This window comes from Paenibacillus sp. 276b (genome assembly GCF_900107875.1).
GTDB classification, from domain to species: domain Bacteria; phylum Bacillota; class Bacilli; order Paenibacillales; family Paenibacillaceae; genus Paenibacillus; species Paenibacillus marchantiae.
On sequence record NZ_FNRR01000012.1, the window covers coordinates 1 to 15589 of the forward strand.

The following is a 15589-nucleotide window of genomic DNA, read 5'->3' on the forward strand; positions in this document are numbered from 1 at the left end:
ATTTAGCCGCGCCAGCGAACGGATTAAAAACGCTTAACGTTGCCAGAGTAACCGCAACTGGAGCGAAGTTCTTAGCAGCAGGTTTAGTTAATGAGAGTGGTGCCGAAGTGCCAAGCACCCTGGGAGAAATCAAAGAATATATCAAGAACAAGTATGAAGTATCGTTCAATGCAGAAGCCATTTCGGTTGTAGATGGACAGATCTCCATTACAGGAAGTGTGTTGAGTCCAGCGGATTGGGCCAAAGTGAAGGCAAACGGCAATAAAACAATTCCGTACCGCATTACATTGGTGGAGGACGGTACGAAAGTCAAAGCCGCTAAAATTGCAATGTATCAGGATGGAAATGCTGTGATTGAGTCCTTCCAGTCAGAGTAGGACAATTATAAGCACTGCAGTAGTAGAAGGCAAAAGCTAAAGAAGCGAAATTTTTAGTGTTTAATATAGTTCGGAAAATATATTACTGTGTAGCCTTATGGAGAGAGAACATCCATAGGGCTATTTTTCTATGAAGTATACCCTAATAGATTGAAGGAGCTCGGAAACGGTTAATTACATCATCAAGCGCCTAATAAGATCATCCATGTTAATTAACGATTATGCCTCAAAATGGTGAAATATCGCGAAATATGGCGGCAAGCCTATGCTGGCTGATGTGGCTTGAACAGATGTCATTATTCGGTCACCGGGAGTTTTTACATGGCGCTTACATTCGTGTTATAATGAAGTGGCAAAGGAAAAGGAGGAGTGCCCTATGAATTTAAGTATTCGAGGTCAACAAATCGAGGTTACCGATGCTTTGAAGGATTATGTCGACAAAAAGTTGAGTAGACTCGAGAAGTATTTCGATGCACCCCTTAACTCTGACGGTGCTGTTACCCTGAGCACGACGAGAGGCTTGCATACAGTAGAGGTGACGATCCCTTTGAAAGGCATTGTGCTCCGCGCCGAGGATGAGAGTGACGATATGTACGCTTCCATTGACTCCGTGGTGGACAAGCTGGAACGTCAGATCCGTAAACACAAAACGAAAATTAACCGTAAGTTCCGCCAGGAAGGCAGCCTGAAAACGCTCTTCGTCGAAGATCCGACAGGTACAGTAGCTACCGCTGAACTGGATGCGGAGACCGAAGATGATGACCTGGAAGTGGTGCGGACGAAACGGTTTATGTTGAAACCAATGGACGTGGAAGAGGCTATCCTCCAAATGAACATGGTCGGCCACAATTTCTTCGTATTCTCCAACATTGAGAACGAAGAAGTCAGCGTTGTGTACAAACGGAACGATGGTAAATACGGTTTGATTGAACAAGGTTGAACCAATGAATTGAAATGAAAAATGATTCCTTAATGATAACGAATGAAGACAGGGATACGTGGGATTCCTGTATTGGATTAAACTAACAAGAGCCTCCATCCTTTATGGGATGGGGCTCTTTTGTGCGCAGTGGAGCTGGAAAAAGTCGCTGAAGCAAGATTGTGAAACTATTTCCCATGTTACTGCGTCTAATAGATAGTAGGAATGAGGCCAATCCGTGCAAAGTGAAAGCAAAATTATAAGTACTCACGGATAAGTCGTTGAAGATGTATTCTTTTTCTCTATATTGAGATTTTCATCCAAATTTACCACCAAAATTCGTGAACATGCCTTATCTAACTGGAAAATGAAACGATAGAATCCAGGGCTTCCGCTAACGACTATGATTTTTTGCACTTAAACTCCATCGAAGAGGCTTCAGAAGTTCAAAGAAGTGTGCCGTGGCGTGTTGCGGCGACCCTTACAAACTGTTACAATTTATGCAAGAGAATCATTGTCCTGATGGGGAATTGTCAACGAATGATCGCTAATCATAATCAATGACAGGCACAGCACCATGAACATGATTCATAAGGCTCGGTATTCGGCTTATTTCTAATAACCGGATCCGGTTGAATACCGAATCAGCTTCATGAGGGAACCTTGGCAAGCCTGGAGTTGATTCATTCATATTATTTTTTATATCGTTTGTCACCCCCGGGCAAGTGGATGCATATCCATCCGATGGTGTCGCGCGGCGGCAACAGGGGGTCTATTCTGTTTTGCACGAAAGGGGTATACCATGCTAGGACTTGTCAAAAAGATCTTCGGCGACATGAATGAACGTGATGTTAAACGTCTGATGAAGACAGTCGATGTGATCAATAAACTGGAACCACAATTTCAGGCTCTGTCTGATGAACAACTGAAATCCAAAACGGATGAATTCCGTGCCCGCATTGAAAAGGGAGAAACAACAGATGAACTTCTTCCTGAAGCATTTGCAACCGTACGTGAGGCATCTCGCCGTGTACTGGGCAAACGTCACTATGACGTACAGATGCTCGGAGGCATTGCCCTGCATGAAGGCCGGATTTCAGAGATGAAGACGGGTGAAGGTAAGACACTGGTAGGAACACTCCCGGTATACCTGAATGCATTGACGTCCAAAGGTGTACACGTGGTAACAGTCAATGATTATTTGGCTCAACGGGATAGCCAGGAAATGGGACAAATTTATGAATTCATGGGCATGACGGTAGGGGTTAACCTGAGCGGTATGGACCATGCTTTGAAACAACATGCTTATGCATGTGATATTACGTACGGTACGAATAATGAATTTGGCTTTGACTATCTGCGTGACAACATGGTGTTGTACAAAGAGCAGATGGTACAACGTCCATTGTTCTTCTGTATCATTGATGAAGTGGACTCCATTCTGGTCGATGAGGCACGTACACCTCTGATCATTTCCGGACAAGCTCAGAAATCTACGGATCTGTACTATGCAGCTGACCGTTTCGTGAAACGTCTGGTTCCAGAAGAAGACTTTACGGTGGACATCAAGGTGAAATCCGTAGCGCTGACAGAAGCTGGTGTAGCGAAAGCTGAGAAAGCATTTGGTATCGAAAACTTGTATGATCATGCCAATGTTACGCTTAACCATCACATCGTACAGGGATTGAAAGCCAATGTAATCATGCGTCGTGACGTCGATTATGTGGTGAGTGATGAAGAAGTACTGATCGTCGATGAGTTCACAGGCCGTTTGATGGCAGGACGTCGTTATAGCGATGGATTGCACCAAGCGATTGAAGCCAAAGAAGGCATTGAAGTACAGAACGAGAGCATGACACTTGCTACGATTACATTCCAGAACTATTTCCGGATGTACCGTAAGCTTGCGGGAATGACGGGTACAGCGAAGACCGAGGAAGAAGAATTCAAAAAAATCTACGGTCTCGAAGTACTGCAGATCCCTACCAACCGTCCAAACAAACGGGATGATATGGCTGATGTGGTGTACAAGAGCATCGATGGCAAGTTCAACGCGGTTGTGGAAGAAATCGTGGCACGTCACAGCAAGAACCAGCCGGTTCTGGTTGGTACGGTCTCCATTGAAAACTCGGAGCGTATTTCTGATATGCTGAAACGCCGTGGTGTCCGTCACCAGGTTTTGAACGCCAAATATCACGCGGAAGAAGCGGAGATCATCACAGGAGCTGGACAAGCCGGTGCAGTAACGATTGCAACCAACATGGCTGGACGGGGTACAGATATTATCCTGGGCGAAGGTGTAGCTGAAGTGGGCGGCCTTCATATCATCGGTACAGAGCGTCACGAATCTCGCCGGATTGATAACCAGCTGCGTGGACGTGCAGGACGTCAAGGTGACCCAGGTTCTACACAGTTCTACCTGTCACTGGGTGATGAACTGATGAGACGTTTCGGTGCAGACAATGTACTGAACATGATGGAGCGTCTTGGTTTTGAAGAAGACCAACCGATTGAGAGCCGGATGATTACCCGTGCGGTCGAGTCGGCACAAAAACGGGTTGAAGGTAATAACTTTGACGTACGTAAAGTCGTTCTCCAATATGATGATGTTATGAACCAACAACGTGAGATTATATATAAACAACGCCGTGAGGTGCTTGAGTCCGAAAATATCAAACAGATCGTTATGGATATGATCAAGCCTTCCATTGAACGTATCGTTGAAGCTCATTGCAGTGATGATATTCCGGAAAACTGGGAGCTGCAGGAAGTTGCTGACTACATGAACAGCAAATTGCTGGATGAAGGCTCTGTAACGAAAGATGATCTGTGGGGCAAAGAAGCAGAAGAGATTATCGACTACCTGTTTGAGAAAGTTCAGAACAAGTACAATGCACGTGAAGAGCGAATCGGTGAAGAGATGGTTCGTGAGTTCGAGAAAGTGGTTGTGCTTCGCGCAGTAGATAGCAAATGGATGGATCATATTGATGCGATGGATCAATTGCGTCAAGGTATCCACCTTCGTGCCTACGGCGGTACAGATCCGCTTCGTGAGTACCAGTTCGAAGGCTTTGAAATGTTCCATCAGATGATTGCTTCGATTCAGGAAGAAGTAGCAACCTATGTGATGAGAGCACAAATCGAGAGCAACCAGGAACGTCAAGCGGTTGTTGACGAAAGTCAGATCTCGACAAGCGGCGAACCTACGGAGAAACGTCCGGTAAAAGTGTCTGACCAAATCGGACGTAACGATGCTTGTCCATGTGGCAGCGGCAAAAAGTTTAAACACTGCCACGGTCAAGAGTAGACTCTCTTATATTACCCTGTGTATAAGTTGGATCTAAATTTTTTACACCATAACGGAGAGTGCGGAAGCAATCTGGAGAAGCTACGCGTTCGCCTTTATCACCGGATTTTTCCCTTGTGAGAGGAAATCGAGAAAATCTGGGGATAAGAGCGATCAGAAGATGCTACTGCAATTGGAGTGGTAAGGTGTAACGAATGCTGGATCAACTTAAATAGAATGACATGAACGGCTCCTTGCAGCCGGGTATTCCAAATGATCAAGTGAAGGATGCATAACCTGTAATTGGTGCATAGTTATAACTATGTGACCATGAACATGGAGAAGAGGATTGCCGACATAAAGGTAACCCAGACTCCAAGGTGAAACATCGGAAACTTGATCTAGAGGAATGCCCTGGATGCGGGGAGCTTATCTTAATGAAAAGAGGAATTGCACATGATCGATCCAAGCGTGAAGCAGGACCTGCGTGAAATAGGCAAGAAACTAACAAATCTTAGGGGGTCTCTTTGACTTAGATCTTAAGCAAGAGATGATTGAGAACTTCGAAGTGAAGATGTCCGCCCCGGATTTCTGGGATGATAATGATAAGGCACAATCTTTAATCGCTGAGCTGAACGCGGTAAAGGGATCTGTGGATCAATACACCAAGCTGCAGCAGGATTATGACGATGCGGTGATGATGGCAGAACTGGCTGACGAGGAAGGCGACGATGATCTGGCTGTGGAGATCGGCAACAGCGTGACAGCCATCGTAAGCAAGGTAGAAGCGTTCGAGCTACAGCTTCTCCTGAATCAGCCGTATGACAAGATGAATGCGATTCTGGAGCTTCACCCGGGTGCTGGTGGTACCGAGTCACAGGACTGGGGACAGATGCTGATGCGGATGTATACACGCTGGGCCGAGAAACGTGGTTTCAAGGTTGAGGTGCTGGATTATCTGGCAGGAGATGAAGCAGGCATCAAGAGTGTCACGCTATCCATCAAGGGGCATAATGCTTATGGGTATCTGAAAGCCGAAAAGGGTGTCCACCGATTGGTACGGATCTCACCTTTTGACTCATCAGGACGCAGACATACTTCCTTCGTATCCTGTGATGTGGTTCCTGAGATTGATGACACCATTGAATTGGACATTCGGACAGAAGATCTCAAGATCGATACGTACCGTGCGAGTGGCGCGGGTGGACAGCATATCAATACCACCGACTCAGCGGTACGGATTACTCACCTTCCAACAGGTGTGGTTGTAACGTGCCAGAATGAACGGTCACAGATCAAGAACCGTGAGCGGGCGATGACGATGCTTCGTTCCAAATTGTATGAGCGTAAAATTGAAGAACAAAAACAACATCTGGACGAAATCCGAGGAGAACAGTCGGATATTGCGTGGGGTAGCCAGATTCGGTCCTATGTGTTCCATCCCTATAGTATGGTAAAGGATCACCGTACGAGCGTGGAGACTGGAAACACAGGAGCAGTAATGGATGGCGACCTCGATGGATTCATCGATGGTTATTTGCGCAGCCAGATTAAAGTAGATACCGATTAATCAAAAGTTCCTGTATAGACCCGATACGTGTAGGCGTATGCTGGGTGTATACAGGGGCTTTTTTTTGAGCATATATACAAAAAAGGAGAGCAAGATGACATGCAACAGCAACAGCAGTTACACAATAACCGCAAGAAGAGGTTAACCACGCTCATTCCCCTGAACGGCCCATGGAGAAACGTTGTAGATACCGTATCCATTATTTTAGGTTCGTTTTTGATTGCCGTGGCCTTTAATTTATTTTTACTTCCGAATCAGATTGCTTCAGGTGGGGTATCCGGGTTATCGATATTGGGCAAACATTGGCTGGGACTTGAGCCGGCATACACCCAGTGGGCTATTAATATTCCGCTTCTGATCGCTGGTTTTCTCCTGATTGGCAAGCAGTATGGTATACGTTCTGTACTCGGCAGCGTTGTACTGCCACTGTTTGTATATCTTACGAAAGACTGGGCCATTCCAACAACAAATCCACTGCTCGGTTCTCTCTATGGAGGAATTGGGGTTGGTCTCGGGATTGGAATTGTATACCGAGGTAGAGGTTCAACAGGGGGCATGAGTATTCTGGCCAGAATCGTTCAGAAATACAGCGGACTGAGTTACTCTCTTTGCGTTGTGATGATGGATGCTACGGTCATTATTATGGCAGCCTTTGTATTGTCATTGGAGCAGTCACTCTTTGCTCTGATCGGGTTATACGTTACAGGAAAAGTCATTGATGCCGTCGAGATGGGGCTTGGTAACTCCAAGGTAGCTTATATTATTTCCAACCAGACCGAACCGATTACGAAGGTGATTCTGGATGATCTGGATCGCGGACTGACGAAGCTGGAGGCAAAAGGTGGTTACACCGATGATCAGCGAACCGTACTGATGGTGGTCGTTGGACAGAATGAGGTGCCGAGACTAAAAGCTTTAATTCGGTCAGTGGACCCTGGGGCTTTTGTCATTATTAGCAATGCGCATGAAGTACTGGGCGAAGGCTTTAAGCGTGGGGAATTGTAAGGTACAGCGAGTAGGGCACTCTATAATTGAACTTAACATTCACTTGATAATGGAGATCAGTGTAAAGGTCATTCGTTTAACTTTGAGCAAGTAAAGATATAATCTAAAAAAGCAGGTACTCCTCCACCAGAAATAGCTGGAAAGGAAGTACCTGCTTTTTGTTTTGTCTTTTGGAACGAAAATCACTGTACTACTTACTGTATCTGCTATAACTACTGTATTTACAGAATCGGAGACAGCAGACGAGAAATCGCTTCTTTAAATTTGATCTTCACACTGCGTTTATTGTATTCCTCCAGCGTCATCTCACGGGATACAAGAAGATCATGCTCAAACGTCTGCACAAGAGTAGTCGCAATCGCCTCGTCATACATAAATGCATTTACCTCAAAGTTCAATCGGAAGCTGCGGTAATCAATATTAGCGGTTCCCACAGATGCGACCATACTGTCGATAATGAGCGTTTTGGCATGAATAAAGCCGTTATCGTAGATGAACACGGTTGCTCCCACTTTTAACAACTCACCGATATAAGATAGCGTAGCCCAATATACAAAGGCGTGATCCGGTTTATTTGGAATCATAATGCGAACATCGATTCCTGACAGGCACGCAAGACGAATGGCTTCGAATACACTGGCATCTGGAATAAAATAAGGTGTTTGGATCAGAATCGAATGTTTGGCTCCATTAATCATTTTCAGATAACTGTTCTTAATATGCTCTGTCTCTGCATCCGGTCCGCTGGATACAATCTGCATAGCAGTTGTTCCTGTGCCCTCAATATGAGGGAAATGCGCCGGAACATATGGTGTATCGTGCTGCTTGGACGCTTCATTCCAATCCAGGAGAAAACGAGTCTGAAGAGCATGAACAGCATTACCCTGAATACGCAAATGAGTATCGCGCCAGTAACCGAACTTGGAATTCAACCCGAGATATTCATCCCCTACATTAAACCCGCCTGTATATCCAAGGTTGCCATCAATGATGACGATTTTACGGTGATTTCGGTAGTTCATACGTAGGTTGATCAAACTGAATTTGGATGGGAAAAAGACCTCAACTAAACCGCCTGCTTCGCGTAATTCTTTGAAAAAACGTTTGGATACCCGCCGCGATCCCAGCGCGTCATACAGCAGACGAACTTTGACACCTTCTCGCGCTTTACGAATAAGTGCATCCCGGATTCTTTTACCGAGTCGGTCGCCTCTATAAATGTAATATTGCACGTGAACATGATCTTTTGCTGCCTCGATATCATCGAGCAACCGCTGAAATTTGTCTGTTCCGTCGGTAATAATCTCGACCGCGTTGTCTTCCGTCAACAGAGCATCGTTTTGCTTCAGGTTCATATATATCATGTCCTGACTACTCTCTGTCGCTTGATTACGGAAAGGTGTTCTATTGTCTTGCAGCTGTGCAAGCTGGGCAGCAATACGTTCTTCAAGCCCAAGCTTCTTGCGCTCTTTCCACTGGAAAAGTCGGTAGCGCGTCAGGTTTTGCCCTGTTAATAAGTAGAGTACAAACCCGAACACCGGAATAAAGTTCAAGACGAGCAGCCAAGCCCAGGATGCACTGGCATCCTTTCGTTCGAAGAAAACGACCGCTGCAGCGAAAATAATATTCAGGCCCAGGAGTACAACAAGTAAAATGGATTCGATATGCACTGTAGTCCCCCATGTCTCATAATGACCATCATGAATCCATTCATAAACCCTTTATCGTGTAGATTGATTATGAATTAGATCCTGGTTGTAATGTTTCCTATAATACGTATTTTAGCAGAAGTATACGGGTTCGTCCGCAGATGTTGGAAAGATATGTTCGGAAGCGATGAGAATCCATGTAAAATTGATGATAGAGTGTTGTATTTATATAACTAGAGTCGTATAATAATACACAAATATGCATAGAAGCGACGGAATTGCTGTATGAAAGCTCATTGGGAGCAGGAGAACAGTATAAGTAGCGCATACGACAAGATTGGGGGAGCGAGAGTGAATAACAAATTAAAAGTGGCAATCGTCGGTTCCACCGGCTACGGCGGGGTGGAGCTGATTCGTTTTTTCCAGAACCATCCGCAGGTTGAAATTACTTCGGTAATCTCTTCATCCAGCAGTGGTGAGTCCATCGCAGATGGATTCCCGCATTTGACGGACGTGATTCAGAGGCCACTCGACGGCGTAGACCCGGCTGAGATCGCAAGTCGTGCAGATCTGGTGTTCACAGCAACCCCGTCTGGTGTAAGCGCAAAGCTCGTTCCGAGTCTGCTTGAAGCAGGTCTTAAGGTCATTGATCTGTCTGGAGATTTCAGACTCAAGGATGGAACGGTGTATGAAGAGTGGTATAAACATCCGGCACCATCTGCATCATTGCTGGAACAGGCGGTATACGGCATGGCAGAGGTGTATGGCGACGAAGTGAAGGGCAAGAACTTTATTTCCAACCCAGGCTGTTACCCAACGGCTACGTTACTCGGATTGATTCCAGCTGTTGAAGCAGGATGGATTGATCCTTCCAGTATTATTATTGATGCCAAATCTGGAGTGTCGGGTGCGGGACGGGGAACAAGTTTGACGAATCATTATGCAGAAATGAATGAGAACTTCAAAGCATATAAACTGAACAAACATCAGCATATTCCCGAAATTGAGCAAGTGCTGGGGAATATCACTGGAACTCCAGTCACTGTAACATTCACAACTCAACTGGTACCGATGACTCGTGGAATTATGAGTACGATGTATGCCAATCTAACTGGTGAACACAGTGACCGTGAAATCGTTGATCTGTACCGCAAATATTATGAGAATCGGCCGTTCGTGCGTGTACGTGAGCCGGGGATTTGGCCTTCAACGAAGGAAGTGTACGGATCGAACTATTGTGATATCGGATTTGCAGCTGACCCTCGTACAGGTCGTTTGACGATTATTTCGGTCATCGACAACCTGGTAAAAGGTGCATCCGGGCAAGCCATTCAAAATATGAACCTGATGATGGGATGGGAGGAGAACCTCGGGCTGAACATGACGCCGGTATATCCATAAGGTTTGAATCATTGGGAGAGTGTCTAGACGCAATTCCGAAACCACGTGGGGAAGACGGTTCAGGCAAAGCAAGCGGACAATCGGCATGCAGCCGAACGCATAACGGGGGATAACATATGGGAACAAATGTGGAGCAAAAGGCTTTTACTATAGTTGAGAACGGAACGATTGTAACCCCGCACGGGTTCACTGCTGGTGGACTGCACTGCGGATTGAAAAAAACGTCTCGTAACGATATCGGAGCGATCCGCTGTGACGTGCCGGCAACTGCAGCTGCGGTGTATACAACGAACGTGTTCCAGGCTGCACCTTTGAAAGTCACACGTGAGAGCTTGAGCAATGGACGCCTTCAGGCAGTCATCGTGAACAGCGGGAATGCCAATGCGTGTACTGGACAACAAGGTGAAGAGGATGCCTACGCCATGCGTACGGCGGCTGCACGTGAATTGGGGGTAGCAGAAGAGGATGTTGCTGTCGCTTCTACAGGTGTCATTGGTGAATTGCTGAAGATGGACGCTGTACACTCGGGGATTAGCGGACTTCCGGCACGTTTGGGCAAGGAAGCAGAAGAAGCGGAGCATTTTTCCCAAGCTATTCTGACAACTGATTTGGTGAAAAAGGAAGCCTGCGTCTCCGTTGAGGTGAACGGTAAAACGATTACCATTGCAGGTGCCGCCAAGGGATCGGGGATGATTCATCCGAATATGGCGACCATGCTGGCCTTTATGACCTCTGATGCGGTCATTGGTGCAGAAGCGTTGCAGCGGCTGTTACGCCAGGCGACCAATCATACATTTAACATGATTACAGTGGATGGAGATACGAGCACGAACGACATGCTGGTAGCAATGTCCAGTGGTCTGGCAGGTAACGAAGAACTGACTATGGAACATCCGGATTGGGAAGCTTTTGCTGCCGGATTTACTTATGTATGTGAGGTGCTTGCCAAAGCCATTGCGCGCGATGGCGAAGGAGCAACCAAGCTGGTAGAAGTACAGGTAACGGGTGCCGTAAGTGATGAATCTGCGCAAGCTATTGCAAAGACCGTCATTGGGTCCAGCCTGGTGAAATCCGCGATGTTTGGCGCAGATGCCAACTGGGGACGAATTATTGCAGCCGTAGGGCGAGCAGGACAGCCGGTGAACCCGGAAACGGTTGATATCCGTCTTGGAGAAATCGCTGTACTCTCCCAATCCCGTCCAGTCGTATTTGACGAAGAAGCGGCTCTGGCCTACTTGCAGACCGATACCGTACGTATTGTAGTCGATCTGCACCACGGCGACGGAACAGCCATTGCATGGGGCTGTGATCTGACGTACGACTATGTACGAATTAACGCGGCATACCGCACGTAATAAGTAACTATTTATATTTACAAGTTAACGGAGAATGCAGCTTTCCTATGAGTAGCTGCTTCGTAAAATATGTTGAAAATTATATATGAGATTTAAACTCATCCTTGGTGTTTGACAACTGGCGAAGGCAGTGGAGGAGTCGGAATCGATTCTGTAGAAGCGAAGCGTTCGCCTAAAAGCTTTCTGAAAGAAAGCTGCATCGGAAGCATAAGCTGTCTCCGGGTTTTCCCCTCAAAAGAGGGGATTCAAAAAAAACCTGGAGACAACAGCGATCGAAAGAACGATCCGGATTCGGAAAGTCAGCCGAAGAATATTGCATCAATGAAGTGTTAATCTCGTTAGAACATTTGAATTGAAAGGAGTGCCCTCATGAATTCAACATTGCAAAATGAGAGTACCGGAACTGAAGCAGGTGCCGAGAAGCAGACGTTTGTAATGAAATGTGGAGGCAGTACGCTGGCGGCGTTGCCTGAATCCTTTTTTGCAGATCTGCGTGACTTGCAGTCCCAGGGAACTCAGCCTGTCATTGTACATGGCGGCGGCCCTGCGATCTCGGATAATTTGGCGAAGCTGGGCATTGAGACCGAATTTGTGAATGGATTGCGCAAAACAACGGAACCCGTGCTGGACGTCGTGGAGATGGTTCTTGCGGGGAGTATTAACAAACAGATCGTACGTTTAATCCAACGTGTTGGTGGACGTGCGCTGGGATTGTCGGGTGTGGACGGTGGTTTGATCCAGGCGAAACCGGTTAGCAACCATTCAGAGATCGGTTGGGTAGGTGACGTAACTGGCGTTAACGCGGAGATTATTCAAGGTATTGTGGGAATGGGCTATATGCCAGTTATTGCGCCAGTTGGTGTGGATGCATCCGGTCAGCGTTATAACATCAATGCGGATACAGCCGCAGGTGCGGTAGCTTCCCATCTCGGAGTGAGTCGGATGATCGTAGTAACCGATGTCCCTGGCATCATGAAGAATGTAGGCGGCGAGAAAAAAGTACTGCAATCCGTCTCTGTTCAGGAAATTGAGGATATGATCCAAACCGGAGAAATCTATGGCGGCATGATTCCAAAGGTGCGTGCAGCGATCGCTTGTATTCACGGCAAAGTGCGTGAGGTCATCATCGTAGATGGCAGCGAACCACAGATCCTGAGCCGTGTGCTCGGCGGAGAAACGATCGGAACCCGAATTATCCGTATGCAGTAAGGTGAAGTTGTGATAACCAGAGGAATCAACATTATGTACACGGCATTTTTTATATAAGATGAACTGGACATGACACGAGAACGGAGAGTGCAGTACCAATCTGAAGAAACAAAAACGCGAGAACGGAGAGGACAGAAATAACCTGAAGAAGCGGAGCGTGCGCCTTTATCACTGGATTTCCACCTTTAAACAATTAATCAAAGAAATCTGGGGATAACAGCGATCGGAAGGTTGTTCTGTCATCGAAGTGGGAGTATGCATATGTTCGGAAGGTGGACTGCAATCGGAGTGGCCTTGTGGAAAGCAGGTTTAGCTTATATGGTTTGCCTAGTGTACTCATACCAACAAATAAGGAGTGATAGGTGATGGCAAAAGGCAATGAACAGCCAGGTTCTGGCACAGCAGTAGCGGGCGTAGCAGCGACAGGTGCAGCGGCACAGACGGAAAGCTCTCTTTTCCAAACGTATGCCCGTTATCCAATCAGTTTGGTCAAAGGTAAAGGCAGCTGGCTGTGGGATGATCAAGGCAATCGTTATCTTGATTTCATGTGCGGGTTGGCTGTAACGAGTCTGGGCCATGCACCGGAGAAAGTCGGAGCCAAGCTGAAAGCTCAGATTGATGAGCTGTGGCATGTATCCAACCTGTTCCAGATTCCCGGTCAGGAAAAAGCAGCGGCTTTGTTGACTGCAAATACGTGCGCAGACGCTGTATTCTTCTGTAACAGTGGTGCAGAAGCGAATGAAGCGGCAATCAAACTGGCGCGTCGCTATCATCAGAAGGTAAAAGGCACAGGTCGGTACGAAGTTATTACATTTGCCCAGTCTTTCCACGGACGGACACTTGCAACCTTGACAGCAACTGGGCAGGATAAGGTGAAAGAAGGATTTTTGCCATTGCCAGCCGGATTCGTAACCGTACCATTGCATGACACAGCGGCTCTCGAAGCGGCGATCGGACCCAATACAGCAGCGATTATGCTGGAGATGGTGCAAGCCGAGGGTGGCGTGCATCCGGTCAAACCAGATTTTGTCCACCACGTTCGCAAACTGTGTGAAGAGCACGGACTGCTGTTGATTGTAGACGAAGTACAGACCGGAATGGGACGTACAGGCAAACTGTTCGCGCATGAGCATTATGGCATTGAGCCGGACATTTTCACGGTAGCCAAAGGTATTGGTAGTGGATTCCCTGTAGGTGCGATGCTGGGTAAAGGTTATTTGAAGGATGCGTTTACTGCGGGCAGTCATGCAACAACGTTTGGCGGTACACCGCTTGCTTCTGCTGTGGTCATTGCAACGATTGAAACCATGCTCGAAGATCATTTGCCAGAGCGTGCAGCTGAAATGGGCGAATACCTGATGAACTCTCTGCGGGAGCGTTTGGCTGGTAATTCGTTTGTAAAAGAAGTTCGGGGTTTGGGTCTGCTTGTTGGAATCGAATGTGCTGAAGCGGTAGGCGACATCGTGCTTGCTGGTCAGAAACGAGGCATTCTCTTTGTTTCCGCAGGACCGAATGTCATTCGTCTGCTTCCAAACTTGTATGTGAGCAAGGAAGAGATCGATGAGGCGGTATCCTTGGTTGCTACGTTGATTGAAGAGCATGTTGCGGCGAAGAACGCTTAATAAGGCTTTATACAACCTTTCTGACTCGGGGCCTTCATGGGCCTCGAAGCGGAACTAAATGATGAATCATGAATCCCTGTAGCCGCGCGGTAAACTAGCGGAAGATGAAAGTGAGTAGTCGGATGGCAAGATATCAACCTTCTACACTTTTCTGCCCATGCGGGTGCAGGGAACCGGAAATAAGGAGGACAACACTAACATGACACAAGCGCAACAGACGGAAAAGGTACAGAAGGTCGATCTTAGAGGCCGAGATTTCATTGAATTTACAGATTATACAGCGGAGGAAATCCGCTATTTGCTGGACCTTGCGATTGAGATTAAAGGCAAACAAAAAAACGGTGTGCCGTATCAGCCACTCCAAGGCAAAACGATCGGACTCATTTTTGAAAAATCATCTACACGTACGCGTGTATCTTTTGAAGTCGGTATGTTCCAACTGGGCGGACACGCGCTCTTCCTGAGCAAAAATGATATCCAACTCGGTCGCGGGGAAACGACACATGATACAGCCAAAGTCCTGTCACGTTACCTGGACGGCATCATGATTCGTACCTTTGGACACCATAATGTGACTGAACTGGCACAACATGCGGATATTCCGGTTATTAATGGACTGAGCGATGCAGCACATCCGTGCCAAGTACTCGCAGACTTCCAAACTGTGCTGGAGCACAAAGGCAAGCTGGAAGGTCTGAAAATGGCTTATGTCGGAGACGGCAATAACATGGCTCATTCCCTTATGCTTGGTGCAGCGAAGATGGGTATGCATGTTGCGGTAGCGACTCCGGAAGGATATGAGCCTGACAGCGCAGTTGTAGAGCAAGCGCGCAGCATTGCACAGGAAAGCGGCTCACAGGTGACTGTAACGTACAGTGCACAGGAAGCTGTGAAAGATGCAGATATCGTGTATACGGATGTATGGGCGAGCATGGGTTTTGAAGAGGAACAGAAGATTCGTGAACAAGCATTCGCTGCGTATCAGGTCGATGAGGAACTGATGAAAGGCGCGAAGCCGGATTATATGTTCCTGCATTGCCTGCCAGCTCACCGTGGAGAAGAAGTGAGTGCTGGAGTGATTGACGGGCCAAACTCCCTGATCTTTGATCAGGCGGAGAACCGACTGCATGCGCAGAAAGCATTGATGGCTGCGTTAATGAGCGAATAGATGCTGTTTGCCTGAATGGGTTGATTTT

The 15589-nt window shown here is 47.0% G+C and carries 11 protein-coding genes; 10 read left to right on the plus strand and 1 reads right to left on the minus strand.

The window, feature by feature from the left end:
- The 5 genes from BLV50_RS33025 to BLV50_RS30850 all read left to right on the plus strand — a co-directional run.
- On the plus strand, positions 1-377 hold a 377-nt coding region (locus BLV50_RS33025), incomplete at its 5' end, for a hypothetical protein (RefSeq protein ID WP_177031307.1).
- Positions 378-753: 376 nt separating this feature from the next.
- Positions 754-1317, plus strand: coding sequence for a ribosome hibernation-promoting factor, HPF/YfiA family (gene hpf / locus BLV50_RS30835; protein WP_053779540.1), 564 nt, complete (start codon positions 754-756; stop codon positions 1315-1317).
- Between the two features lie 781 nt (positions 1318-2098).
- The gene (gene secA, locus BLV50_RS30840) at positions 2099-4603 is read left to right on the plus strand and encodes a preprotein translocase subunit SecA (RefSeq protein ID WP_063567525.1); all 2505 of its coding nucleotides are present in this window, start codon (positions 2099-2101) and stop codon (positions 4601-4603) included.
- Between the two features lie 435 nt (positions 4604-5038).
- A protein-coding gene (gene prfB / locus BLV50_RS30845; RefSeq protein WP_097115779.1) for a peptide chain release factor 2 occupies positions 5039-6152 on the plus strand; the annotation gives its coding sequence in 2 pieces (ribosomal slippage) (positions 5039-5110 and positions 5112-6152; 1113 coding nt in all).
- A gap of 99 nt (positions 6153-6251) precedes the next feature.
- Positions 6252-7157, plus strand: a complete 906-nt coding sequence (locus BLV50_RS30850; protein WP_063567523.1) for a YitT family protein — start codon at positions 6252-6254, stop codon at positions 7155-7157.
- 221 nt (positions 7158-7378) lie between these two features.
- Here BLV50_RS30850 and cls read toward each other — a convergent pair whose 3' ends face one another.
- Positions 7379-8827 (minus strand): cardiolipin synthase, encoded by a 1449-nt coding sequence (gene cls, locus BLV50_RS30855; RefSeq protein ID WP_072733585.1) that lies wholly within the window; start codon positions 8825-8827, stop codon positions 7379-7381.
- A 330-nt stretch (positions 8828-9157) separates the two neighbouring features.
- Here cls and argC point away from each other — a divergent pair, with 330 nt between their 5' ends.
- The 5 genes from argC to argF all read left to right on the plus strand — a co-directional run bounded on the left by argC (position 9158) and on the right by argF (position 15561).
- Positions 9158-10207 (plus strand): N-acetyl-gamma-glutamyl-phosphate reductase, encoded by a 1050-nt coding sequence (gene argC, locus BLV50_RS30860; protein WP_072733584.1) that lies wholly within the window; start codon positions 9158-9160, stop codon positions 10205-10207.
- 116 nt (positions 10208-10323) lie between these two features.
- Positions 10324-11562 (plus strand): bifunctional glutamate N-acetyltransferase/amino-acid acetyltransferase ArgJ, encoded by a 1239-nt coding sequence (gene argJ, locus BLV50_RS30865; protein ID WP_090811880.1) that lies wholly within the window; start codon positions 10324-10326, stop codon positions 11560-11562.
- 369 nt (positions 11563-11931) lie between these two features.
- A complete protein-coding gene (argB, locus tag BLV50_RS30870; RefSeq protein WP_090811882.1) occupies positions 11932-12771 on the plus strand; it encodes an acetylglutamate kinase in 840 nt (279 codons plus the stop codon).
- 365 nt (positions 12772-13136) lie between these two features.
- Positions 13137-14393 (plus strand): acetylornithine transaminase, encoded by a 1257-nt coding sequence (locus BLV50_RS30875; RefSeq protein ID WP_090811883.1) that lies wholly within the window; start codon positions 13137-13139, stop codon positions 14391-14393.
- 199 nt (positions 14394-14592) lie between these two features.
- A complete protein-coding gene (gene argF, locus BLV50_RS30880; RefSeq protein WP_072733580.1) occupies positions 14593-15561 on the plus strand; it encodes an ornithine carbamoyltransferase in 969 nt (322 codons plus the stop codon).
- The last annotated feature ends 28 nt before the right edge of the window (positions 15562-15589 follow it).